Below are 24,880 nucleotides of genomic sequence, written 5' to 3' on the forward strand. Positions count from 1 at the left end.
TCTTGAAACAGACGACTTATCCGCACCGCGTCACATGCTTGACCGATTGATACGCCCCAAGTCCCCAAGGCCCGAGTTCACGCCCGATGCCACTGCCCTTGGTGCCGCCCCAGGACGTTTCGACGAACACGGCCTGGATCGAATTGATCCAGACGTGGCCGACCTCCAGCGCATCGGCCACTCGCTCGGCGCGCTGGATGTCTGCGCTGGCCACCGTGGCGACCAGACCGAAACGGCTGTCGTTGGCAAGCGCAATGGCTTCATCTTCAGTGTTGAAACGCCGAGTGCAGAGCACCGGGCCGAAGATCTCTTCGGTCCACAACCGGCTGCTGTCCGGCACTTCGGTGTACAGCGTAGGGCTGACAAACCAGCCCTGCCCTTGCTGGTTTGCTTTCCCGCCTGCCAGACACGTCAGTCCCTCTTGTTCGGCGATTGCAAAATATTCGTGGACCTTTCGCCACTGCGCCTGACTGGTCAGCGGACCCATGTCCACTTCGTCGACCAGAGGATTACCCACACGCATGTTCTGAAAAGCAACCTGCAGACGCGGAATCAGCGCCTCGGCGATCCCCTCCTGGATCAGCAACCGTGAGGTGGCCGAGCACATTTGTCCGGCGTTCCAGCAGATACCGGCAACGATCCACTCCACAGCCTGATCCGGGTCACAATCGTCGAACACGATGAACGCCGATTTGCCGCCCAGCTCCAGCGTCACTGGCCGACAGTACGCTGCCGAGTTGCGCATCACCTGAACGCCCACGGCGTTGCTGCCGGTGAACGACAACTTGTCCAGACCCGCGTGTTCGCTCAGCGCCGCGCCGGTATCTGCCTTGCCGTTGACGATGTTCAGCACGCCAGTGGGCAAACCCACGTGTTCGGCGATTTGCGCATACGCGAGCTCGACCAGTGGGGTTATCTCCGAGGGCTTGAGGATCACAGTGCAACCCGCTGCCAGGGCTGGGGCCAGCTTCCAGGCGCTGGTCACCAGCGGAAAATTCCACGGCACGATCAGGCCGACCACGCCCACCGCTTCAAGACGCGTGCGAGAGGTGAAACCAGGCACCGGTAGTTGCACGTCGCGATGTGAGGCCTGGATTTCAATCAAGTTGGCGTAGTAATTGAACGTCGCCACCGCATCGTCCAGATCCACCTCGGCCTCATGGCGAGGTTTACCGTTGTTGCGCATCTGCAATTCGATCAATGCTTCGCGACGCTCGGCAAGCTGATCGGCAAAACCGCGCAGTATAGAGGCCCGATGGGTGATGGTCGTTGCCTTCCAGGCGGGTAACGCAGCCCGCGCAGCTGTCACGGCCTGATCAACCTGCGCAGGGCTCGCCGACACCAGCTCTGCGAATGGCTCGCCAAGGGAAGGATCGTAGACCGTGAGAACATTGTTGCCCTCGCCTGCCTGCCACTGACCATTGATGTAATGCGGGGTATTCATCGGGCACTGCTCCTTGAAACGGGATTGCAAAGGTCCGGCTTTCGGGGTTCAGGGGGCAAACGGCGGCGCTTCGTTGACCTCGATGATCAACGGCCGATCGCCTGGAGCCTGGCGCAACAGCGTTTGCAGGTGCGCGTGGTCGAGGGCGCGTTCGGCCAGGCAGCCAAAGCCTCGGGCGATGGTCACAAAATCCGGGGTATAGATGTCCACGCCCAGCGGGGTGATGTCGCGCCGTTCCATGTAGCGCTTGATCTCGCCGTAGCCCTGGTTATTCCACAGCAGCACGATAATCCCGACTCGCGCTTCCACGGCGCTGGCCAGTTCCGGCAGCGTGAACTGAATGCCGCCGTCACCCATCAGGCTGATCACAGGCACTGTCGGGTCAGCCAGCTTTGCGCCGATGGCGGCTGGCAGGCCATAACCCAGCGTGCCGTAGCCGGTCGATGCGTTGAACCAGCGCCGTGGGCTGTCGAGGTCGACCAGATGATTGCCGCTGTAGACGGTCTGGGTCGAATCACCGACAAAGCGTGCGTCAGGCAGCACTTCAAGGATGCAGTCGAACAATCGCCGGTAATGCGCCCAGCCGCTGAAGTCCTCGACCAGTTGTTTTCGAACCTGCGTCGCCTGTTGTGCGCCTGGGCTGTCGATACGGGGAATCCGGGACGGCAAGGCGTCCAGCAGCGCCTTCATGGCCAGTCGCGCGTCACTGACAATCGAAAGGTTCGGCGGATGGTTGCGGGTCAGTTGCGTGGGGTCGATATCGATGCGAATCAGCTCGCCGCCAATCCGGAAGTTGCCGTCGAACACCATGTCATAGTCGGTTTCGCCCAGTTCCGTGCCGATGGCCAGCACCACATCGGCGCCCAGCGCCAATTGCCGTACCGGAATCAGTGACTGGTTGCTGCCGATCAACAATAGATGGTCGCTCGCCAGCAATCCCTTGGCATTGATGGTCAGCGCCGTCGGGGCGTCAAGACGTATGGCCAGTTCGCTTGCCTCGATTGCCGCGTCCACACAGCCGCCCCCCAGCAACAGCAGCGGCTTTTGGGCCTTCTGAAGACGTTCGGCAACTTCATGAATCGCTACCGGGTCCGGCGCTGGGCGAGCGACCACTTTGCGCGGGCGCACCTGCAAGTGATCGGCAGTTGCGGTAATGATGTCCAGCGGCAATTCGATGTGCACCGGTCGCGGCCGCTGGCTGTCGAACACCGCAAAGGCCCTGTCCAGTACGTCAGGCAGTTCATCGACGTCCATCAGCCTATGGCTGAACGCGCTGACACCCGCGACCATGGCGCGCTGATCCGGCAGTTCGTGCAGGTAGCCGTTGCCCATTCCCAAACGGGAGCGCTCGTTGACGCTGGAGATCACCAGCATCGGAATCGAATCGGCGTAGGCCTGGCCCATCGCGGTCAGGATGTTGGTCATGCCCGGCCCGGTGATGATGAAACAGACGCCGGGCTTGCCATTGACCCGCGCATAACCGTCGGCCATGAACCCTGCGCCCTGTTCATGACGCGGGGTGATGTGGCGAATGCTGCTGGCGGGCAGTCCGCGATACAGCTCGACGGTGTGCACGCCGGGAATGCCGAATACGGTATCGACGTCCCAGGCTTGAAGCTGTTTGACTAGAAACTCGCCACAGGTGGTCATGCTATCGCCTCCTGTTCCAGGCCAATGAAGCGGCGTACCCGTTCGTGGCCTTCGCTGCGGATCTCGGCGGGTGAGGCGTCGGCGGCCACATGACCGTTTTCCATGAACACGATGCGGTCGGAAATCGACAGCGCGAAATCCATCTCGTGAGTCACGATCAGCATGGTCATGCCCTCTTCCGCCAGGTCACGAATGACATTGAGCACATCGCCCACCAGCTCTGGGTCGAGTGCCGAGGTTGGTTCGTCGAACAGCATGATGTCCGGCTCCATCGCCAGTGCGCGGGCAATGGCGACCCGCTGTTGCTGACCGCCCGACAATTGATGCGGGTACTTGTCAGCGTGGGCCAGCAAGCCTACCCGGTCGAGCAACGCATGGCCTTTGCGGCGCAGTTCACTGGAGCTGGCGAGCCCGTGGTAACGCGGGGCCAGAATCACGTTGTCGAGGATGGTGCGGTGCGGAAACAGGTTGAAGTTCTGGAACACCATGCCGATGCGCCGAATGCCCTGACGGATTACCGGGGAGTCGGGGTGCTTGCCAGCGGCGATGAAGTCATTGCCGAACAGCACGATTTCGCCCTTGTCGATGCTTTCCAGATTGTTGACCGTACGAATCAGTGAAGTCTTGCCGGAGCCTGACGGCCCGATGATGGAAATCACTTCACCGGGGCGTACGGTCAGATCAATGCCTTTGAGCACTTCATGATTGCCGTAGCGCTTGTGAATGCTGCGCAGCAACAGCGCATCCGGTTGTCCGGGTATCTTCTGAACTGGAGGCTTGCCCTTCGCCGCCGGTTGACGAAGCGCGGCCGACTGACTGTCGTCCAGCGTCTGGGCGTTCTTGCGAGACAGATCAAGGTGCCGCTCGGCCCACTGCAACAGCCAGCCGAACACGGTGACGATCAGCACGTAATACACGGCCACTGCGGCGAGGGTCTCCAGCACCAGGAAGTTCTGCGCGTAAAGACGCTGGCCCACCAGCAGCAACTCGTTCAACGAAATGACCGACACCAGCGAGGTGAGTTTGACGATGGTGACGTATTCGTTGGTCAGTGTCGGCAGTGCAATGCGGATGGCCTGCGGAATGATCACCAGCCGCTGGGCGCCAAGCCCGCGAATACCCAGAGCCTTGGCCGCTTCACGCTGGCCCTTGAGCACCGACAGCAGTCCGCCGCGATGGATCTCGGCCATGTACGCGGTTTCGGTCAGCACCAGTGCGATAAGCCCTGAGTAGAAAGGCTGGGACAAGACGCTGCCGGTCGATGGGAACAGCTGCGGCAGGTTGTAGACGAACACCAGCAGCACCAGTAAAGGGATGCTGCGAAACAGCCACACATAAAAGTTGGCGGGTATGCGCAGCCATGCGTGGCTGGACAGCTTGGCGCTGGCCAGCACAAAGCCCAGCGCAAGCCCGAGCGTCCATGCCAGGGTGCTCAACTGAACCACCGTGACGCAGGCTTTCCAGAAAGCGGAAAACGAAAACAGCGAGAAAAAATAAGCCCAATCGAATGCCATGTTGACCTCGGTGCAGCGGGTGAAGGTGATGGCCGGTGTAGCTGTGGCGTTGGAGAGCGAATGTCGCGTCGAGCGCAAGATTGCTGCTCAGCTGACAATGCGTAATTCATGGAACAAACGCATCTCCTGTGGGAGGCGGCTTGCCGGCGATGGCGTCAGTCCAGTCACTGCAGAGTTGTCTTCAACATCGCATCGCCGGCAAGCCGCCTCCCACAGTTGCGTATTTGCTGTGCGACCCGGTGGTTTCAGGAGCACAGCACCCTCGGCTCACGCAGGCTCAAGGTTGTACTTCTTGAGAATCTCGCTGTACTCGCTGCTTTTCTTCCACGCGTCCACCGCACTGCGCATCTTCTCCGCCAGTTCGGTATTACCCTTCTTCACGTAGATGCCCAGTGTCATTGGGTACAGCGCTTTCTGCGAGCTGATCACAATACGGCCGCGGGCCTTGTCGATGATCATCTGGGCTGCGGCGGAGATTTCCAGGTGCGCCTGAATGTTGCCGGACATCAGTGCCTGGGACGCCTCGGCAGTGGTCGGAAATTCACTGATGGCGATCTCGCCCTTGTTCTGTTTGGCGCAGTAATCGGCGGACACGGCCTTGAGCTGGTTGATCCAGTTGGTGCCCTGTTGCAGGCCGACTTTCATGCCGCACAGGTCTTCAGGTTGCTGCGGCTTGGTCGTGTTGTCGCTGCGGACCATGATCGCGGCACCGACCTGCGCGTAAGGAATCGCTTCGGCCTGTTTGGTGCGCTCGTCAGTGATGTACATGCCCGAAATGATGGTGTCGAAGCGGTTGGCGTTCAGGCCCAGGATCAGGTTCGGAAAGCGCGTGTCGACGAACTCCACTTTCAGGCCGCCCAGCTGTTTGGCCAGCGCAGCGGAGACATCCGGGTCAAAACCGACCACCTTGTCGCCGTCGTAGGACTCGAACGGCGGGTAAGAAATCTCCATGCCGACCTTGAGCGTGCCGGGTGTTGCCGTAGGCGCTGCATGAGCGGCACCGGCAAACAGGGTCAGACCCAGAATCGAAGCGGCAAAGCGCGAAAGCGTGGTGTTTTGCATAGTAGTCATTCCAGATTGAGGGAAACGGCAGATCACGAAGTCACGCTCTGGTTTTTCAGGTGCCCGAAGCTTGATGGCTTTCTGGCGCGTTCCGGCAGGGCAATTTGCCCGCTGGCCACGCGCTGGCGAAGGTATTGATAGGTTTGCAAAGCCTGGGCCCACATGTGCTCGCCGATGGCGATTTCCTCGTAGCCCTGCCCGGCTGCTGCGAATTGCGGCAAGGGTTTGATCAGCGTGTGGTAATCGCAGGCATAGAACAGCGGAAAGGAATAACGCTCTTGTTTGACCTTGCGCACCCGGTGCGCGGTGGCCACGAAGGCCCCGCTGGTCATGACCTCAAGCATGTCGCCGATGTTGACCACAAACGCATCCGGCAGCGGCGGTGCATCGATCCACTCGCCCTTTTCGTTCATGACTTCGAGTCCCGGCTGATCAGCCATAAGAATGGTGAAGCACTCGTAGTCGGTGTGGGCGCCGATGCCCGGTGCGTCTTCGGCGGTGGCGTCGAACGGGTAATGGATCAGGCGAAGTTTGGATGGCGGGAAACAGGCCATCTCATCGAAGTAATGCTCATCCAGCCCCAGCGCCAGGGCAAAGCCGCGAAACAGCTGACGCCCCAGGGCGAAGACAGCCTGGTAATAAGCCTGCACGGCGGTCTGAAATCCGGGCAACGTCGGCCAGTCATTCGGACCCAGCAATGGCGTACCGGCGATCACGAGTGGGTTGTCGGCGGGCACTTCAAACCCGACATCGAACGCTTCCTTGTGGTCCGGCCTGCCCGTGCCGTACACCTCTTCACCTTCAGGCACGAAGCCCTTGTGAGTCTGCGAGGCACCGATGTAATGACGCATCTTGGCGTCGATCGACTGGGCGAAATACTGCTCGGCGGCGCGGTGCAGGTTGTTGATCTGCGCAGGCTCGATACCGTGCCCGGTGATGTAAAGAAAGCCCACCTGACGGGCAGCCTCCCCCAGATGCTGAGCGACTGCCTGACGATCCTCCAGACGCTCGCTGAACAGCCCTTGGATATCGACCACAGGAATGTGCGTGAAAGCAGGACGTTCACTCATGACAGCGGCCTCGCGGATGGATTGAAGAAGGTATTGAAGTGCTCGCGCTCGGTACGGCCCATCCAGGCGTTGAGGCTCCACAGATCGGCGACTGGTACATCGGTAAACGGCAGGTGATGCAGATAGCCGTCGGGGCCGAACTCCGGGGTCATGGTCGTGCCGCTGTAGCCTCGCGCCTGTTGCGATGTCCAGATGTCGGCCCAGTGCTGCTGATGAAACGCCAGCGCCTCGGCATATTCCGGCGCTGCCGGATGCGGCACCTGCGGACCCTGGTCATAACCGACCCGCGCCTGAATGTGGTGCACACGCTCAACGAAAGCGCGCAGATCGTCAGCCGGATCGTTCAACAGACGTTCGCACGTCACCACCCAGTGGCTGATGTCGCTGGTGAAACGCAGGCCCGGTACTTGTTCGATCAATTGCAGGGTCAGCCAGGGATTGAACAGCGAGCGCGCCCGATGAGTTTCGAAGCTGCACACCAGGCCGCTGCGAGCGGCAATCTCCAGCGCCTCCCCGAAAAAGTCCACTTGCTGCGCCAATGGCCAGCGGTCGTTACCGGCCAGCACGTTGACGAAGCGCGGCTCTAGCTCTGCTGCCAGCTGCAACTTATGGGCGAAGTCGTCCAGATGCTCGGCGGGCGTGGCGGACTGAGATGGCAGCACGGGCGTCGAGGTGAACAGAATGGCGATGTAAGGCACTTGGTTGTCGCGCAGAAAGGCCCCGAATGCAGCGCGCTCTGCGCCTTCTTCAGGGATGCGGGCTTCAAGTCCATCGAAACCTGCGGCTCGCGCTTCATCCAGCGCCTGCTGCCAAGTGCCTCGGTAGCCCCATAGCGTACGAAAGAGTTCCAGTTTCATGAGCATGCCTCATCGTCTGCGCCCGCTTGGGGAGCAGCACCGATCACGAGTGGACGGAAGCCGGTTGTACCGCGTTGCTCATCGCCTTGCGGCCGAGCACCGGGTGCGCGCCTTTTGGGCCGTAGACCCCGGCGGGCTCGGGAAAGGTGCGTAGCAGGGTCAGGTACAACAGCGTCGCCAGGCCAAGTGTGATCGGCAGGCTGATGTCGATACCGCCAGCGAGCTCACCCAATGGCCCCACAAATTGCCCCGGCAGGTTGACGAAGCACAGGCCGGTCGCCGCACTGGGAATCCAGGCACCCAACCCGCGCCAGTTCCAGCCATGGTGAAACCAGTAATGCCCGCCCCGTTGACCGCGGGTGAACACTTGCAGATCGTCGGGGTGATAGAAGCCACGACGAGTGATCAGGCCCAGAATCATGATCACCATCCATGGGCTGGTGCAGGTAATGATCAGCACCGCGAAGGTCGACACGCTTTGCACCAGATTGAAGGTGAAACGGCCGATGAAGATAAAGGCAATGGCCGCAATGCCGATCAGCAAGGTGGCACCGGCACGGCTCAGCAGGCGTGGGAAGATGCTCGACATGTCGAGCCCGGTGCCGTACAGCGCGGTGGTGCCGGTGGACAATCCGCCGATGACTGCAATGAGGCACACCGGCAGGAAGAACCACCCCGGCGAAATCGCCAGCAAGCCGCCGACATAGTTATTGGCTTCGATGTAGTGCGGTGCCTGACTGGCCACCAGGGTCGCCGTGCACAGGCCGAACAGAAAGGGAATCAAGGTACCGGCCTGCGCGGCCAGCACCGCGAGCATGATTCGTGCCTTTGACGTCTCACGCGGAATGTAGCGCGACCAGTCGCCCAGAAACGCGCCGAACGACACCGGGTTGCTCATCGCCAACAGCGCAGCGCCGACAAATGCCGCCCAGAAACCCGGCTGTTGAAAACTGACGCTACCGGCGTAACCCGCATCGAACGGGCCGGCGAACGCGAAGATGCCCAGCAGAAACAGCAGGCTCGACGCCCAGACCGCGATCTTGTTGACCCACAACATGAAGCGGAAACCAAAGATGCACACCACCAGCACCAGGATGGCAAACAAGCCATAGGCCAGTCCCAGGCTCAGGTCATTTTCCGGCAGACCGATCAAGCGCTGTGCGCCGCCCACCAGCGCGTCACCCGAGCTCCAGACCGACAGGGAAAAGAATGCCACGGCGGTCAACAGCGACAGGAACGAGCCGATGATGCGTCCATGCACGCCGAAATGCGCGCCGGAAGAGACCGCGTTGTTGGTGCCGTTGAGCGCGCCGAACAGCCCCATGGGTGCGAGGATCAGCGCTCCAACCATCACGCCAAGCACAATCGACCAGAACCCGGCCTGAAACGACAACCCGAACAGCACTGGAAAGCTGCCCAGCACTGCCGTGGAGAAGGTGTTGGCACCGCCGAAGATCAGACGAAACAGATCCAGCGGGTGTGCATGACGTTGGCCGTCGGGGATCTGCTCGACGCCCCAGGTTTCGATTCGGGTTTTGTCGGGTTTTTCGGCACGCGTCGAATGGCTCATGTGTCGCTCCAGCACCTGTCACGGTTGTTGTAAGGCCAGCGCAGGCACGCTGACCCTTTATGGCCGCCCGTTAACCCCGGCCGGAGGGTCGATCTGATTATTCTTCTGTCACACGTAATCGGTGTTCATGCCCAGAGGGTCAACGGCGCACCACGCCCGGCAGCACGCACAGCATTTCGTACAGCAGATTGGCACCCAGTAGCGAGGTGTTGCCGGTGGTGTCATAAGGCGGCGACACTTCCACCAGATCGCAACCGATCAGGTCCAGCCCTTGGCAACCGCGAATGATCTCCAGTGCCTGAATGGTCGTCAGGCCGCCCACTTCAGGTGTGCCGGTGCCCGGTGCCCATGCGGGATCGATGCCATCGATGTCGAACGACAGATACACCGGCCCGCCACCGACTTTCTCGCGCACTTCAGCCATCAAGGGCGCCAGTGACTGGTGCCAGCATTCCTCGGCCTGCACCACCCGGAAGCCCTGCTTGCGGCTCCAGTTGAAGTCCTCGGCGGTATAACCCTGGGCGCGCAGCCCGATCTGTACCACACGTTCGCTGTCCAGCAGGCCTTCTTCCTGGGCGCGGCGGAAGGTGGTGCCATGGGCGATTTTCTCGCCGAACATGTGATCGTTGACGTCGGCGTGGGCATCGATGTGCACCAGCCCGACCTTGCCGTGTTTCTTGTGAATGGCGCGCAGGATCGGCAGGGTCAGGGTGTGATCGCCACCCAGCGTCAGCGGAATGATGCCGTGGCCGAGAATGCGGTCGTACGCCTCTTCGATGATGCGCACGCTGTCCAGCAGGTTGAAGGTGTTGATCGCCACGTCGCCGATATCGGCCACGTTCAACGAATCGAAGGGTGCGGCGCCGGTGGCCATGTTGTACGGGCGAATCATCACCGATTCGGCGCGAATACCGCGTGGCCCGAAGCGGGTGCCGGGGCGCAGCGATGTGCCAACGTCCAGCGGAATGCCGACAAAGGCAGCGTCCAGACGGTCCAGTTCTTCAGGGGCTTGCACATGGGGCAGGCGCAGCATGGTGGCGATACCGCCGAAACGCGGCATCTCATTACCGCCCAGTGGCTGGTGGAAAGTCTTGTCCACGAAGGGCCTCGCGTTGTTCCGATAAATGTGCGGCCATTCTGGTGATGGCGTGGGAGCAGAAGAATCGCTGCCAGCAAATACTCAGTTCAGAGATTTCTAAACTATCGCCGATTGTCGTCGGCGGCGTTTGGCAGGCATCATGTGCGACGCACAAGGCTGCTGATGTGAGTGACAGGCATCAGCCGCCGAACCAAAGACTGCCCACGGAGCGCCCATGTCCTCTGCCCTGCCCGACCTGAAACTGCTGCGCATCTTCGCCAGTGTGGTACGCCATCAAGGGTTCGCGGCAGCGCAGCAGGAGCTCAATCTTTCCACGTCGGCGATCAGCACTTACATGAGCCAGCTCGAAACCCATGTGGGGCTGGTGCTCTGCCATCGGGGGCGCGGCGGGTTCAATCTGACCAGCAAGGGTGAGCTGTTCCATCAGGAAACCCTGCGGCTGCTGGCAGAGCTCGAAGGTTTCGAACGCTACAGCGCGGCGCTCAAGGGCGAACTGCGCGGCACCTTGAACCTCGGTGTACTGGACTCGACAGTCAGTGACCCGGCATTGCCGCTGGCGGATGTCATCGGGGCCTACAGCAAGGAACACCCGGCGGTCCATTTGCACCTCTCGGTGCTCAGCCCCGCGCAACTGCAACTGGGTGTGCTGGAAAACCGTGTGGACCTGGCCATTGGTTCGTTCTCTACGCGCATGAATGGTTTGATGTATCAGGCGCTGTACCGCGAACAGCACTGGTTGTACTGCAGTGACCGGCACGAGTTGTTCGAGCAGCGCCGTATCCCGGCAGAAGTCATCACCCAGCAACGCATGGTCGGGCGTGGTTACTGGAGCCAGGCCGAACTGGCCCGTCACGGCTTCAAGGACAGCGCCGCGACGGTCGAGTCCATGGAAGCGCAGCTGATTCTGGTGCTGTCAGGCGCTTACATCGGCTATCTGCCGGAGCACTATGCACAGTTCTGGGTGGATCAGAAGCGCCTGAAGGTCTTGCTGCCCACCACATTCGGGCATCAGGCCCCCTTTTCGCTGGCTCTGCGCCGCGGCCGTGTCAAAGAGCCTTTGATTCAGAGTTTCAGAGACCGGTTGAAAACCTGGTTCAAGGGATAGCGCCTGCTACTGCTTATACCGATCCGCTGCGCGCAAATCCTCAGCCGCATTCGCCTTGTGGTTCTGCCGTTTCGCGAGCCACAGGCACAACCCGGCCCAACCTCCGGCGACCGGCAGGATCAGCATGGCAACGATGCCAAATCCGGCGCCCATCGAAGAAAGCCCCACCGACAGCCATCCGCTCATCGCGTCGCCACCCCGATACACCAGCGTTTCGATGACATTCTTGGCCTTGTACTTTTCTTCGCGACTGACCACGGTCCAGAGCACTTCCCGCGCCGGGCGCACTACGGAAAATTCAATGGCGCGGCGCAGCCCCTGCGCCAGCGCGACGGTGGTCGGCACCGGTGCCAGCGCCATGGCGGTAAATGCGACAACGGTTGCCAGCGGTAACGTGATCAGCGCACCGCCGACGCCGATCATGCGGATCAAAGGACCTGTCAGCAAAAGCTGGAACGTCAGGGTCAGCGCCGACACGATCAGATCGACGACCGCAAAGAACTGTGTCCTGCTGGCCACGTCCGAATAGCTGTCCGCGACGATACGGCCTTGCTCGAAGTAGAGAAAGGTCGCGGCGGTGGTGTGCAGGAGCATGAACAGCACCAGCCCCAGCAGGTAAGGTGAACGTGAGATCAGCGTAATGCCGGCGAGCATGCTGCCGCCCATACGGCGATCCACTCGCGAGGAATCAGCGGATTGCGCCTCGGTGCGAGCCAGAAGCGCGCGGTGGCAGCGCACTGCCAGTTCCAGTAGCACGGCAGCGGCCAGGGTCAATGCAATAGGCCCAAGGCGCGACGCCATGGTCGCAGCCAGCAACGGCCCGATGAAGGTGCCCAATGTGCCGCCCGCGGCGACAAAGCCGAACAATCGTTGCCCCTGCTCACTGGAAAACCGGTCAACCAGCACGCTCCAGAAGATCGACACGATGAACAGGTTGTATACGCTGATCCAGACGAAGAACACGTTGCCGACCTGAACCGGCGCAACCCGGTTCGCGATCAGAACGCCGAACAGGATCATCGTCAGCGCGATGCATCGATAGATCAGCGGCACGAAGCGTCGGGTCGGCAATCTGGACACCAGCGAGCCAAACAGCGGGACCATCAGCAGCATCACCAGAAAGGTCGCGGTAAAAAGCCACTGGAGTTTATCGGCACCGCCTTCCAGGCCAAGCGCATCGCGCAAGGGGCGCACCAGGTAATAGCTGGCCAGCACGCAGAAATGGAAAGCGAAACCGAGCAATAAAGCAGCTCGCTCGCCCGGTCGCACATTGGTCCACTTCAGCGCTGCTGCGCGAATCATGATCGGGTACTTTGAAGGGAAGTCGTCGGCAAGGATCTGGCTCCGTTCGGTTTATGCATCGACATTGCTGTTTTTTCAGGCTGTCTGCAAAAAGTGTCGTTCGAGGTGTTGGACCAAAACGGTTCGTCTTCGGTCGTGCAAGCGTCTCTCCGTTGATCAGAACGCTGGCTGCATCAGCTCGGATCGGGCAATAAATCCACTGGATCGGTGTATTGAGGCCATTTCCTTCCTGTGAATATGGCCCGCGTATCCGCAGCCGATCAATCCTTCGGCTTGTGCAGGTACACCTCATCAATGCAGTGGACTTCAATCAGGTGTTCCATGCCCGACAACCCAAAGCAGGCCGATGCGCTCAGGAGGCAGCGCATCTACAGGGAGCGTCAACGTGCACAAGGATTCAAGCAGAACACCTTATGGATTCATATCGAGTGCGAAATGGAGGGCAGGATGGCTGCCAGGGAAGGAAAGCCTTTCCTGCCGTTTCTGTCGCGCGACCCGTTGAGCTGGTCGATTGGCTGGATGAATGAAACGCTGAGGTCTCGCTGATTCAAAAATAGGCCATGGATTGGCCAACTTGTCGTAGCCGAGTGCGCAATTTCCCCTTCACCCTCACTGCAACCGCATGCGCTTGATGTCGCGTTGCGGCGGTTCGCCGAACAATCGACTGTACTCGCGACTGAATTGTGACGAGCTTTCATAGCCGACCATACCGCCCGCGCTGCTGGCATCCACGTTCTGACTCAGCATCATCTGCCGGGCTGCCTGCAGTCTGAGCTGCTTCTGATACTGCAACGGACTCATACCGGTGACGGCACGGAAGTGCTGGCGAAACGTTGACGGACTCATGTACGCGGACGCAGCCAGGTCATCGACCTTGAGCGACTGCCGGAAGTTGACCTTTAGCCACGACACCGCTCTGGCAATCTGCTGGCTGGGCGACCCCGCACTCACGATGTGCAGTAACTGCAGGCTGTGTGCGCCACTCAGCAGGCGAATCACGATTTCTTCGATAATCAGCGGCGCTACGCTCTTGATCAGGCAGGGTTCATCCATCAGGCCTGCCAGGCGTTCAAGCGCATGCAGGATATTCACGTCCAGTTCATGGACAGTAATTGGACGGAATTCTTCGTCTTTCATCCGTTGGGACAATTTCAGTCGTTCCGCGACACCTACTACCATGGAGCTGTCGAAGGTCAGGATCATGCCTAGAAAGGGATGGGCAGCGCTGGCCTTGGTGACGTTCGCGATGACAGGTATATCGATGCTGGTGACCATTGATTGGCCAGGTCCATAGGACAGCACGTCCTCGCCGACCATGACCTGTTTGCCGCCCTGCAGAGTCAGACCCAGGCCCAGCCCGTAGATACAGTGCAACGGCACAGTGGCCGCGCTGCGGCGATGGAAACTGAGACCGGGTATGTCACTGAAATGGTCACCGTCGCTGCGCAGCAGTCGCGCCGCTCGTTCAGCCAGCGGGCTTGTGTCGTTGCCAACAGGAAAATGTACAGACGCTGAGTTCATTAGCTTTCTTCCGGATTCAACACGACTAAAGTGCGCTCATGGCGATGCCGTTACGTACCCGAACGATATCGGACATGACCGCCAGCGCGATTTCTGCAGGCGTTTTGCTACCTAGGTTTAGCCCAATGGGCGCATGAATGCGATGTGCCTGCTCGTCATTCAGCCCGCCAATACGTCTGATCCGCTCCATGCGTTTTTCACTGGTTCGTTTTGAGCCCATCGCGCCGATGTAAAACGCTTTGGTCCTGACCGCTTCCAGCAGCGTCAGGTCGTCCAGCCGAGGGTCGTGGGTCAGGGCCACAACGGCTGTTGCTTCGTGACAACCCTGTTGAGCGATATAGGCTGCCGGAAGCGTATCGACCAGCGTCGCGCCAGGCAGATTGAATGTCGAGGTCACCTCAGGGCGTGGATCGCAAACGATCACTTCATACCCCAGTGCCACCGCAAAGCTGGCGCAGAACTCAGCGACCGGAGACAGGCCCGCGATCAACAGCCGCTGCGCCGCCCCCATGCGCAGGTAGACGGTCTCAGCTTCTACCCTGACAGGTGCACAGCCTTCACCTGCCGGGATGATGGTCGTCCGGGAAGTGCCCAAAGTCACCTGACGCACAATCAACACATGGCCCTGAAGTGCGCTCAAAAGCCTGCTGAAATGTTCGAGACCTGCGCATTCAGGTTCAAAATATTCAATCAGCACGTCGAGCACGCCGCCACAGGGCAGCGCAAGGTTCGGCGCAAAGCCGCCCTCGCCGTAGCGAACGATCTGACTACGTCTCACGAATTCGCTGCGCCCGAGTCGCTCAAGAAAGTCTTCCTCGACGCAGCCGCCTGACAGCGAACCGACGGATTGTCCTCGCTCTAGCGCAACCAGCATGGCGCCGGGACCACGGGGCGCGGAGCCGAATGTTGACAGAACCGTGCACAGCCACACGCCCTGCCCCTGTGTGAGCCAGTCCGAAGCCTGCTGAACGACCTGAATGTCCAGGTTATTCATGGCGCGCTGCCGTCGAGGTCGTTTGCCGAGCACATGGGCAGATCATGTCAGCAGCTTGTCCATGGTGAACGGCAGATCACGAATACGTTTTCCGGTCGCGTGGTACACGGCATTGCCGATGGCTGCCGCAACGCCGACGATTCCCAGTTCGCCCACCGCCTTGCCGCCCAGAGCGCTGGCTTGCAGATCAGGCACTCCCACATCAAGGGTAATGATCTCTGGAACGTCCGCGTTTACCGGCAGGACATAATCGGCCAGGTTGGCATTGACGACTCTGCCGTCACGCTGATCGATATGACCCTCTTCAAACAAGGCCTGTCCGATACCCATGATCATGCCGCCCATCCACTGGCTTTCAGCGAGCCTGGGGTTGTAGACCCGGCCGCTGTCGAAGGCTGCAACCATGCGCTTGATCCTGACGGTGCCGAAGTCTTCGTCCACTCGCACCTCAACGAAATGCACACCCCAGCTATGGGCAGAGACACCACCGGTTGTGGGCAACAGCAGTTGGCTGAACCCGTGCGCTGCCGCATCCCGATCCGCTTCCGTGGCACCCGCCTTGAAGGTATCGGTCGAAATGTCGAAACGTTCCTTGCCAATCGCTTTCAATAGATCACCCACCGATACGCCATCACCGGGTCGCTGTGAAGGTTTGATCCTGCCGTTCTTGAGTACAAGATTGGCCACATCCATGCCATGCAACGGAGACTTCGGGTGGGTGGACGCCACTCTGAACAGTTCGTTACGGGCCACTTTCGCCGCTTTGTAGACGGCACCGGTCAGGTTGTTGGCGAGCTGTGATCCACCGGCAACCGGCGCTCTGGGCAGATCGGTGTCACCCAACCTGACTTTGACTGAGCTGGTGGGTACGTCGAGCACCTCTGCTGCGGTTTGCGCAAGAATCGTATAAGTACCTGTGCCCAGGTCCGTGCCGCCACTGAGCACTTCAATCAAGCCATCCCGATGGATAATGATGCGGGCTTCGCCGGGCGTGCGCCATACCGGATAGGTACCTGCGGCCATACCCCAACCGATCAGTTCACGACCTTCACGCATGGAGCGCGGCTTCGGATTGCGCCTGGCCCAGCCGAATGCGTTTGCTCCGGCCACATACCCCTCGCGCAGCCGACGGGTCGTCCAAGGAATATTGGCTTTCGGGTCAACGGCCGCCCAGTTCCTTAGCCTCAGATCTATGGGGTCGATCTCGAGTTTGCAGGCCAGTTCGTCCATGGCTGTTTCGAGCGCATAGGTGCTGATGTTTTCGCCAGGCGCGCGCATCCAGCCAGGGTTGACCGTGTTCACCGGGACGATGCTGTGACGCGCAAGCATGTTGGGCGTTGCGTACATCAGAGCCGTGACCGAAGTGGTCGGTTCAAGATGAGTGTCGTCTATGGCAGTCTCATTCCAGCCCTCGTGCAGCACCGAGACCAGCATGCCCTGCGCAGTCGCGCCCAGTGCCAGTTTCTGGCTGGTCCGCGGCCGTCCGCCGAATCCGGTAAACGTCTGGGGCCGCGTCAGTGACACTTTCAGCGGACGACCCAGCGCCCTGGCGGCCGCACAGGTCATGGCAACGTGCGGATGCGGCGCAACCCTGCAGCCGAAGCCACCGCCAATAAAGGGCGACACGACTCTAACCCTGGCGATATCGAGGTCCATCCACTGTGCGATGACAGCGCGCGCACCACCCACCCACTGGCTTGACTCGTAAACGGTGAGCGTGTCTTGCTGCCATTGTGCGATGCACGCGTGGGGCTCCATTGGCGTGTTGTATTCACGCGGGGTGGTGTAGACGCCTTCGACCTTGACCGCTGCCCAAGCCATGGCCGCTTGGGCGTCGCCCCACTTGGCTTGAAGATCATCGATCGGCTGGGGTTTCGCGCCAGCATCATCAGGGTTAATGATTGCCTGAGTCGGTTGGTAGCTGACCTTGATCAGACTCGCGGCTTCTGTTGCCTGCTCAAACGTTTGCGCCACGACGAGTGCAATGTGCTGACCATTCCAGCGAACCAGATCATCCTGCAACGGCGTGAAGTTCTCGGTGGCCGCGCCGCCCTTGATAAAAGGCGTGGCGGGCTGAATGGCAAGCGGGTTGAGATGGGTATAGATGGCAACGACACCGGGTGAGGTGTCGGCCTGGCGTGTATCGATCGCGGTGATCCGTCCGGCAGCAATCGTCGACTGGACCGCAACGCCGTAAAGCATGCCTTCGATGACCTGTTCGATCGCGTAACGGGCTTCGCCTCTGACCTTGAGACCGCCATCCTGCCTGGGCGCGCGCTCTCCAATCGAGCCGTTGGGTTGTCGGGCAACGAGTGGTTCCGCGTATCCCGTCAACGGGTTCAACGCCAGGCCCGATACTGCGACAGCGGTGCCTGCTGCTGCGGTCTTGAGCAACGTGCGCCGATGAATGTCGGGATTGAAAATATCGTTCATGCCAAACCTCCCACTGTCATCAGCGCCCTGGCAACCACACGCGGCGCCAAGACAATCTTGAAACCATTGTGCTCACGCGCCCGTGCGCCTTCGATCGCATGAAGTGCGGCCTCACGAACCCGCTTTTCGGACAGGGGCTGGCCAATCAACGCTTGCTCGACTCCTCGCGCCCGCCACGGCTTGGTGCCTACACCGCCCAGCGCGATGCGGACATCCTTGAGGGTGCGACCATCGTCTTCGAACTCGATACCGACCGCTGCGCTGGCCGCTGCGAACTCATAGGACGCGCGATCACGCACTTTGAGGTAATGGGAGCGTCGCAAGGCCGGCACCACGGGCACTTCCACCGCGACGATCAGCTCGCCGTCCTGCAGGTCGTGCTCGATGTCCGGACGTGTGCCGGGCAGCCGATAGAAGTCGTCGGCGATCACTTGGCGATCGGTCGCGCCGCGAATCGAAATTCTGGCATCGAATGCCACCAGCGCCACCGCCAGGTCGCCGGGATAGATTGCTATGCAGGCGTCGCTCACCCCCAGCACTGCATGGTTTCGATTGAACCCGTCCAGCGCTGCGCAACCCGAACCGGGATTGCGCTTGTTGCACGCTGGATAAGCCGCTGGGTCCCGAAAATAGGTACATCGCGTGCGTTGCAAGAGGTTGCCGCCAATCGAAGCCATATTGCGCAATTGAGGAGAGGCTGCGCGCCACAATGCTTCGCTCAGCACGGGTGCCTCGGTCTGAATCCGGTTGTTGGCAGCGACCTGGCTCATCTTCGCTGATGCGCCGATGTAGACCTTCCGGTCATCGACGGTGATCTGATCAAGCGCTTGCAGGTGGCTGATGCCGACCAGGCGGGCCGGACGTTCCACACCACACTTCATCAAGTCCAGCAATGTGGTGCCGCCCGCCAGAAAACGGGTTTCGGGCACGCCGCCAGCCTGGCGCGCACTGTCGATATCAGAAGCGCGGATGTAATCGAACGCTCTCATGCCTTCGCCCCTTGCAGCCGCGCTGCTGCGGTCCTTACAGCCGTGACGATATGAGGGTAGGCACCGCAGCGGCACAGATTGCCGCTCATGTACTCACGGATCTCGTCGTCAGAACCTGTATGGCCTTCACGAATGCAGGCAACGGCCGACATGATCTGGCCTGGTGTGCAAAAGCCGCATTGGAAAGCATCGAATTCGACGAAGGCAGCCTGAACCGCATGCAACGCGCCATCCGACTGGGCCAGCCCTTCAATGGTCGTGACTTCATGGCCATCGACCTGAGCCGCAAGGGTCAGGCAGCTCAGGACCCGCTCACCGTTCACGTGCACTGTGCAGGCGCCACACTGACCGTGGTCGCAGCCTTTTTTGGTGCCAGGCAGAAAGGCATGCTCGCGAAGCGCGTCAAGCAATGTAGTGCGCGACTCGAGTTCAAAAACCTTTGGCTGCCCATTCACGGTGAGCTGAAGTCTGTTGCGGTCTGCCATGAGGGCGTCTCCATTAAGGTCTGGCGCAAGTATGCGCGGCCGATCAGGGCCGGAATTGCCTGATCAGCGGTGTTTATTGCCCAATCTGACGAGGGTGTGGCTGCCCGCTACCGGGCGGCCGGCGCGTCGAAACAAGGGTCGCTGGTCATGAAGGCGATCTTGCGAACCTGAAACTCACAGACAAACCGGATAAGGTCGGTTTCTCCGTCCATGGGATAACTGAGGGCATACTCGCCGTGCTCTTGGGTCAACCAGAAAAGATGCAGATGAACCTCGTCCTCGTTCTCACCGGCTTGCACTCGCGAACCGACAAATCCCGCATGCCTGCTGGTGAAGCGATCAACTCGCGCCGTCAATGCCTCGACCAGCCGCGCTGAAGACTGCGTACGTGTGAGTATTTCCACAGACTGACTGAACCCGCTTCCATGTATTGACGTATTCATGGATCACTCCTCCAGAAAGCTCAGCAACAACAGTCGACAAGACGCACGTTTCGGTCGGACGCAGCAGCGTCAGGGGTACTCAGCCCGCCCAGTTCTGCAACCAATGGGCGTAAGGCGTAGGCAAGACCGAGGCGGGATCAGTGACCTCCAGTTCGCGTGCCGCCTGAAACGGCCAGTGAGGATTGGCCAGAAGCGTGCGCGCGAAGCAGACCAGGTCTAGCGCGCCGCTACGGACAAACTCGTCGGCTTCACGTGCTTGCGTAATCATCCAGCTGGCACTGACCGGCAATCCCGTTTCGGCCCGCACACGTGATGCGAAAGGCACCAGGAAGTTCGGGCCCCATGGTACGGGTTCGCTGGGCACTGCCAGATTCAGCGAGCAGTCGATGAAGTCCACCCCGTCGTCTTTCAGCCAGCGAAGCACCTGAAAGGTTTCTGCCATTGACGCTTCAACGTCATCGGCGAAATCGACAACACCAAACCTCACCGTCAGCGGCAGATTCGTCGGCCAGACGCGCCTTACGGCGGCCACTGTTTCACGCAGGAAACGTGCGCGATTGGCCAGCGAACCACCGTAGTGATCGGAACGCTGATTGGCTTTGGGCGATAGAAAACCCTGGCCGAGAAATCCGTGGGCAAAATGCAGTTCCAGCCATTCGTACCGGGCAGTGAGTGCACGCACGGCGGTGTCTGCGAAGTCATTCTGGACGGCGACGATCTGATCCAATGTCATCTCGTCGGGGATGTAGGAAGAGTCAGGCATGTAGGGCAGCGCGCTGGCTCCAACCGGTTGCCAGCCTTCTGCACCGGACTCGCCAAGCGGAGCACCACCCTGCCAGGGCGGCGTGCACCCGGCTTTGCGGCCCGCATGACCTATCTGAATGCCTGGAACGGCACCTGCGCCCTTGATGAACGACGCGACATCGGCGAAACCGGCAATCTGCGAATCGCGCCACAGTCCCGCGTCACCCAGGGTAATTCTCCCTTCCGGATTGACGGCGGTCGCTTCGACCATCACCAGACCTGCGCCACCTTTTGCGAGCGTTTCATAGTGGGTCTTGTGCCAGCTGTTCAGGGCTCCATCGACCGCCTGATACTGGCACATCGGCGAAGCCACTATGCGGTTGCGCAGTGTTACGCCCTTGAGTGTGTATGGTGAGAATAGCGAGGTCATGAGGCTCATCCGCTTTGTGATTTGAATGAGCAAATTATGCTGCTGACAGTTGCCTGTTTTTTGCCGGATCAGATCGAGACGTTGCACAAAATGATGAGCTTTCAAGAACGACACCAGAGTTGATACACCGCATGTGCCGATTTTGCTGCCAGTTCCTGGCAGATCGCCGGCAAGCCGCCTCCCACGGTCCGGTGTTCGCTGCGAGTCAGCGCTGTTTCACCTGCACGGCTTCACTATGACGTCGAGTGAATAACGATATGCCTGACGTCGATTTGACCAGCCGGTCAACATTCCCTACCGTGACCGACCTTTTTCCCGGCCCGAGACACTAATGACTACCCGCTCCAAACTGCCCTCAACCGTCTACCTGCTGGGTCTGACGATCTTTTCCCTGGTGACAGCCGAATTCATGGTTGCCGGGATGATGCCTGCGCTCGCCGAGGCGTTTTCCGTCAGTCTGGCGCAGGTCGGTAATCTGATTGCCTATTACGCACTGGGCATGGCGCTGGGCGGTCCGCCGGTCACGGTGTTGTTGCTCTCCCGAGGCATCAGCAACAAGCGGGCATTGGTCTGGCTGCTGACGTGTTACGTGATCGCAGGCGCTGTTGCAGCGGCGGCCCCGAGTTATGGGGTGCTTGCCTTTGCGCGCATCATCATGGGTATTTCGAGTGCCGTTTGCATCGGCCTGTGCATGACGATATGCGCAGGTCTGGTGGCGCCTGAAGGTCGCGGGCGCGCGGTTTCGGTGGTGTTGGCCGGGTTGATGTTGTCTCCGGTGATAGGTGTGCCCATGACCACCTGGGTCGAACAGCATGTCGGCTGGCGTGCCAGTTCCTGGGCCGTGGTCGCGTTGGCGATGCTGTGTACGGTCCTGGCGACACGCCGCCTGCCAGCCATTCAGAAAGGCGGCGAGCCGCCCCTCAGTCAGCAATGGGCGGGCTTGAAAAACCCCAGGCTCTGGGGCGCCTACATCACCAGCGGCCTGATCATCGGCGGCACCTTCGCTGCGTTCAGTTATTGCACGCCGATCCTGATTCATGAGGTCGGCATTGCACCGACGCTGGTCGCTCCTGTTCTCGCCATCTATGGCGTTGCCAACCTGATGGGCAACATGATCGTCGGTCGTTTCGCGGACCGCCACACCTTCCCTGCCCTGGCCTGGGGCCTTGCGCTGATGGTGCTGGCGTTGGGTGGTTTTGCCCTGGCGGGCGATCATCTGTGGTTGAACCTGGGCTGCTTCTTCGCGCTTGGGCTCACAGGTGTCGCCTTGAACCCGGCGATGGTTGCGCGGGTGATGAAGGCGGCCGAACCTGCGGCCATGGTCAACATTCTGCACACCTCGGTGATCACTGCGGGCCTGGCATTTGGCAGTTGGGCGGGTGGTGCCGTGATCGATGCCGGGTATGGTTTGCGTTCGCCGCTATGGGTCGGTGCCGCAATGGCGCTGGTGGGCTTGCTGAGTCTGCTGCCTGCGATGAAGTCGATGAAACGTGAACAAACGGCGCCAGAATCTGCTGAATGCGTTTCGTAAAATGCATTACTTAAATAATGTGATCATTAAGATATAACCAGAAAGACTTTTACAGCGCATTTCTACACGGTTAGGTTTACTTCAGACCGACCCCTTCCTCCAGGCGGAGGCACACGATCAACGATACCCGCCGCCTGGAGCCTGCCTTTAATGCCCCCCTCTGTCTCTTACCCGCAAGGCTGCTGTCCCCGCCTGAACCCTGGGCGGTGGCTCGTCGACCCTTGGGCGGTCGCTTCCGGCTGCCGTTCTGAAAATGATGCGACCCCTACAGGAGTACACCCATGAGCAAGCAACGCCAACTGAAACTCGGTGCAATGGTTCATGGCGTCGGCCACGGCTGGGGCGAATGGCGCCATCCGCAGGCCCTGGCCAATGCCAGCGTCAATTTCGACTTCTATAAGCAGCAGGCGCAATTGGCGGAAGCCGCGAAATTCGATTTCGTGTTTATCGCCGACAGCCTGCACATTCATGAAAAATCCAGCCCGCATTACCTCAATCGTTTCGAACCGCTGACCATTCTTTCTGCGCTGGCGGCCACCACGCATCACATCGGTCTGGTGGCGACCGTCACGGTCAGTTACACCGAACCCTTCCAGGTCGCCCGCCAGTTCGCCTCGCTGGATCACATCAGCGGCGGCCGGGCTGGCTGGAACGTGGTGACGTCCTGGCTAAGTGGCACGGCCGACAACTTCGGCAAGGCCGAGCATCCGCCGCATGCGGTGCGTTATCGCATTGCCAAGGAGCACGTTGCAGTGGTCAAGGGCTTGTGGGACTCCTGGGAAGACGATGCTTTCGCCTACAACAAGCAGAGCGGCGAGTTTTTCACCCCCGGCAAGCTGCATGCGCTGGACCACAAAGGTGAGTTCTTTGCGGTCAAAGGTCCGCTCAACATCGCTCGCTCGAAGCAGGGCCAGCCGGTGATTTTTCAGGCGGGCACTTCCGAGGATGGGCGTAATTTCGCCGCGCAGAATTCCGATGCGATATTCGTCCACGCCGAATCGTTCGAAGAAGCCCGCGCCTACTATCAGGATTTGAAGCAGCGTGCCACCGGGTTCGGCCGCAATGCCGATACGTTGTCGATTCTTCCGGGTATCCGTCCAATTGTGGGTCGTGATGAAGCCGAGGTGGAAAGCCGTTATCGGCAGGCTGTGAAGCTGGTGACCATCGAAGACGCGATCGTCGCGCTCGGCCGACCGTTCAACGATCATGATTTCAGCCAGTACCCGCTCGACGCACCGTTTCCCGAACTGGGCGATCTGGGTTCCAACAGCCAGAAAGGCGGGTCGGACCGCATCAAGCAATTGGCCCGTGACGAAGGCCTCACCCTGCGCGAAGTCGCCCTACGTTTTTCCAGACCGCGACGCGACTTCGTCGGAACACCTGAACAGGTCGCAGACGCCATACAAAACTGGTTCGAACAAAGCGCTGCCGACGGTTTCATCATCAACTCGCTGCTGCCCGACGGCCTGGCGTACTTCACCGAGCTGGTCGTGCCGGTGCTGCAACAGCGCGGGCTGTTTCGTGATGAGTACAGCGGCGATACGCTGCGCGATCATCTTGCTCTGGACGTGCCGCCCAATCGTTATGCCGGCGTCGCACAGGAAGAACACAGCGAGGCACTGGCATGAGTCAGCTCGTTATCGCCAGTCAGTTGGATGAACATTTCAATGAGGTCATCCGCCAACGCCTGGAAGCTGTCTTGCCGGACGCTCGGATCATCAGTGTGCCCACCGGGGTGCCCAGTGATCTACCGCCAGAAGTCAGCGTACTGCTGGCGCGACCGATAAACGTGCGGGGTTATCAGGCACCTGATACCGCGCCTCCCGGCTGGCCCTATGGCTTGAAGTGGATTCAGGTGGTGTCGTCGGGCATCGACTTCTACCCTTCATGGTTTTTCGACGGCCCGCCAGTGAGTACCTCACGCGGCAGCGCGGCAGATAATATCGCCGAATTTGCCCTTGCGGCGATCTTCGCAGCGGCCAAGCATCTGCCGGACATCTGGGTAAAGGATTCGCAGTGGAATTTCACCGCACTGACGCCCCTCAAGGGCAGCACCCTGGGGATCCTGGGGTTTGGCGCGATTGGCCGCAGCCTGGCGACCAAGGCCCATGCGCTGGGCATCAAGGTGATTGCGCTGCGTGAAAGCCAGACGCCGTTCGAGGTGGCGGGTGTAGAAGCGGCACGGGACGTTCATGATTTGTTCGCCCGCTCCGACCATCTGGTACTGGCAGCGCCGCTGACCGCTTCGACCCGGCACCTCGTCGACCGCGCCGTGCTGGAGAGTGCCAAACCGGATCTGCACCTGATCAACATCGCCCGGGGCGGTCTGCTGGACCATGAGGCGTTGCTGGAAGCGCTGGACACGGGTCGCGTCGGCCTAGCGTCGCTGGATGTCACCGAACCCGAACCCTTGCCGGACGGCCACCCGCTTTACGCTCACCCCAGGGTTCGGCTTTCACCTCATACCTCGGCGATTTCCAGCAACAGTCACCATGAGATTGCCAACAGTTTCCTGGCCAATCTGGAGCGCTACCTGAAGGGCTCGGCATTGGAAAATCAGGCGAACGTGAAACGCGGGTACTGACCCGAAACGTAAAAGGGCTTCGACGCCTTCACGTCGAAGCCCTGTGTTCGTAA

21 protein-coding genes are annotated in these 24,880 nt (G+C 60.3%); 5 read left to right on the forward strand and 16 right to left on the reverse strand.

What is annotated here, in order from left to right; translation table 11 throughout:
- Positions 1 to 16: 16 nt before the first annotated feature.
- The 8 genes from AO065_RS17170 to speB all read right to left on the reverse strand — a co-directional run bounded on the left by AO065_RS17170 (position 17) and on the right by speB (position 10,266).
- Positions 17 to 1,444, reverse strand: coding sequence for an aldehyde dehydrogenase family protein (locus tag AO065_RS17170; protein WP_004882299.1), 1,428 nt, complete (start codon positions 1,442 to 1,444; stop codon positions 17 to 19).
- A 48-nt stretch (positions 1,445 to 1,492) separates the two neighbouring features.
- A complete protein-coding gene (locus AO065_RS17175; RefSeq protein ID WP_004882298.1) occupies positions 1,493 to 3,094 on the reverse strand; it encodes a 5-guanidino-2-oxopentanoate decarboxylase in 1,602 nt (533 codons plus the stop codon).
- Positions 3,091 to 4,608, reverse strand: a complete 1,518-nt coding sequence (locus tag AO065_RS27595) for an amino acid ABC transporter permease/ATP-binding protein (protein WP_004882297.1) — start codon at positions 4,606 to 4,608, stop codon at positions 3,091 to 3,093. Before AO065_RS27595 ends, AO065_RS17175 begins: the two co-directional genes overlap by 4 nt.
- 267 nt (positions 4,609 to 4,875) lie before the next feature.
- A complete protein-coding gene (locus AO065_RS17185) occupies positions 4,876 to 5,670 on the reverse strand; it encodes an ABC transporter substrate-binding protein (protein ID WP_004882296.1) in 795 nt (264 codons plus the stop codon).
- 32 nt (positions 5,671 to 5,702) lie between these two features.
- Positions 5,703 to 6,740 carry an isopenicillin N synthase family dioxygenase gene (locus AO065_RS17190; protein ID WP_004882295.1) on the reverse strand — a complete coding sequence of 346 codons (1,038 nt, stop codon included), beginning with the start codon at positions 6,738 to 6,740 and terminating at the stop codon, positions 5,703 to 5,705.
- Positions 6,737 to 7,597, reverse strand: a complete 861-nt coding sequence (locus AO065_RS17195; RefSeq protein WP_004882294.1) for a sugar phosphate isomerase/epimerase family protein — start codon at positions 7,595 to 7,597, stop codon at positions 6,737 to 6,739. Before AO065_RS17195 ends, AO065_RS17190 begins: the two co-directional genes overlap by 4 nt.
- A gap of 43 nt (positions 7,598 to 7,640) precedes the next feature.
- Positions 7,641 to 9,167 (reverse strand): purine-cytosine permease family protein, encoded by a 1,527-nt coding sequence (locus tag AO065_RS17200; protein WP_004882293.1) that lies wholly within the window; start codon positions 9,165 to 9,167, stop codon positions 7,641 to 7,643.
- Positions 9,168 to 9,306: 139 nt separating this feature from the next.
- Positions 9,307 to 10,266, reverse strand: a complete 960-nt coding sequence (gene speB, locus AO065_RS17205; RefSeq protein ID WP_004882292.1) for an agmatinase — start codon at positions 10,264 to 10,266, stop codon at positions 9,307 to 9,309.
- Positions 10,267 to 10,480: 214 nt separating this feature from the next.
- Here speB and AO065_RS17210 point away from each other — a divergent pair, with 214 nt between their 5' ends.
- Positions 10,481 to 11,371 (forward strand): LysR family transcriptional regulator, encoded by an 891-nt coding sequence (locus AO065_RS17210; RefSeq protein ID WP_004882291.1) that lies wholly within the window; start codon positions 10,481 to 10,483, stop codon positions 11,369 to 11,371.
- 6 nt (positions 11,372 to 11,377) lie between these two features.
- On the opposite strand, the gene AO065_RS17215 is transcribed toward AO065_RS17210, so the two are convergent.
- Entirely contained in the window at positions 11,378 to 12,673 is a 1,296-nt protein-coding gene (locus AO065_RS17215) for an NTP/NDP exchange transporter (RefSeq protein WP_004882290.1), read from the reverse strand.
- Positions 12,674 to 12,994: 321 nt separating this feature from the next.
- Here AO065_RS17215 and AO065_RS17220 point away from each other — a divergent pair, with 321 nt between their 5' ends.
- Positions 12,995 to 13,219 (forward strand): hypothetical protein, encoded by a 225-nt coding sequence (locus AO065_RS17220; RefSeq protein ID WP_029242643.1) that lies wholly within the window; start codon positions 12,995 to 12,997, stop codon positions 13,217 to 13,219.
- Between the two features lie 63 nt (positions 13,220 to 13,282).
- Here AO065_RS17220 and AO065_RS17225 read toward each other — a convergent pair whose 3' ends face one another.
- The 7 genes from AO065_RS17225 to AO065_RS17255 form a co-directional block, all read right to left on the reverse strand.
- Complete coding sequence (locus tag AO065_RS17225; RefSeq protein ID WP_004882288.1) at positions 13,283 to 14,194, reverse strand: AraC family transcriptional regulator; 912 nt, start codon at positions 14,192 to 14,194, stop codon at positions 13,283 to 13,285.
- A 25-nt stretch (positions 14,195 to 14,219) separates the two neighbouring features.
- The gene (locus tag AO065_RS17230) at positions 14,220 to 15,188 is read right to left on the reverse strand and encodes an XdhC family protein (RefSeq protein ID WP_004882287.1); all 969 of its coding nucleotides are present in this window, start codon (positions 15,186 to 15,188) and stop codon (positions 14,220 to 14,222) included.
- Positions 15,189 to 15,230: 42 nt separating this feature from the next.
- The gene (locus AO065_RS17235) at positions 15,231 to 17,621 is read right to left on the reverse strand and encodes a xanthine dehydrogenase family protein molybdopterin-binding subunit (protein ID WP_004882286.1); all 2,391 of its coding nucleotides are present in this window, start codon (positions 17,619 to 17,621) and stop codon (positions 15,231 to 15,233) included.
- Positions 17,618 to 18,610 (reverse strand): FAD binding domain-containing protein, encoded by a 993-nt coding sequence (locus AO065_RS17240; protein ID WP_004882285.1) that lies wholly within the window; start codon positions 18,608 to 18,610, stop codon positions 17,618 to 17,620. Before AO065_RS17240 ends, AO065_RS17235 begins: the two co-directional genes overlap by 4 nt.
- Positions 18,607 to 19,095 (reverse strand): (2Fe-2S)-binding protein, encoded by a 489-nt coding sequence (locus tag AO065_RS26725; RefSeq protein ID WP_004882284.1) that lies wholly within the window; start codon positions 19,093 to 19,095, stop codon positions 18,607 to 18,609. Before AO065_RS26725 ends, AO065_RS17240 begins: the two co-directional genes overlap by 4 nt.
- 107 nt (positions 19,096 to 19,202) lie before the next feature.
- Positions 19,203 to 19,538 (reverse strand): hypothetical protein, encoded by a 336-nt coding sequence (locus AO065_RS17250; RefSeq protein ID WP_004882283.1) that lies wholly within the window; start codon positions 19,536 to 19,538, stop codon positions 19,203 to 19,205.
- 79 nt (positions 19,539 to 19,617) lie between these two features.
- Entirely contained in the window at positions 19,618 to 20,712 is a 1,095-nt protein-coding gene (locus AO065_RS17255; protein WP_032650964.1) for an NADH:flavin oxidoreductase/NADH oxidase, read from the reverse strand.
- A 331-nt stretch (positions 20,713 to 21,043) separates the two neighbouring features.
- Between AO065_RS17255 and AO065_RS17260 the strand changes: the two genes are divergently transcribed.
- The 3 genes from AO065_RS17260 to AO065_RS17270 all read left to right on the forward strand — a co-directional run bounded on the left by AO065_RS17260 (position 21,044) and on the right by AO065_RS17270 (position 24,827).
- A complete protein-coding gene (locus tag AO065_RS17260; RefSeq protein ID WP_004882281.1) occupies positions 21,044 to 22,243 on the forward strand; it encodes an MFS transporter in 1,200 nt (399 codons plus the stop codon).
- A gap of 281 nt (positions 22,244 to 22,524) precedes the next feature.
- Complete coding sequence (locus AO065_RS17265) at positions 22,525 to 23,871, forward strand: LLM class flavin-dependent oxidoreductase (protein WP_004882280.1); 1,347 nt, start codon at positions 22,525 to 22,527, stop codon at positions 23,869 to 23,871.
- The gene (locus AO065_RS17270) at positions 23,868 to 24,827 is read left to right on the forward strand and encodes a D-isomer specific 2-hydroxyacid dehydrogenase family protein (RefSeq protein ID WP_004882279.1); all 960 of its coding nucleotides are present in this window, start codon (positions 23,868 to 23,870) and stop codon (positions 24,825 to 24,827) included. Before AO065_RS17265 ends, AO065_RS17270 begins: the two co-directional genes overlap by 4 nt.
- Positions 24,828 to 24,880 lie beyond the last annotated feature (53 nt).

The organism is Pseudomonas viridiflava, assembly GCF_001642795.1.
GTDB lineage: Bacteria > Pseudomonadota > Gammaproteobacteria > Pseudomonadales > Pseudomonadaceae > Aquipseudomonas > Aquipseudomonas viridiflava.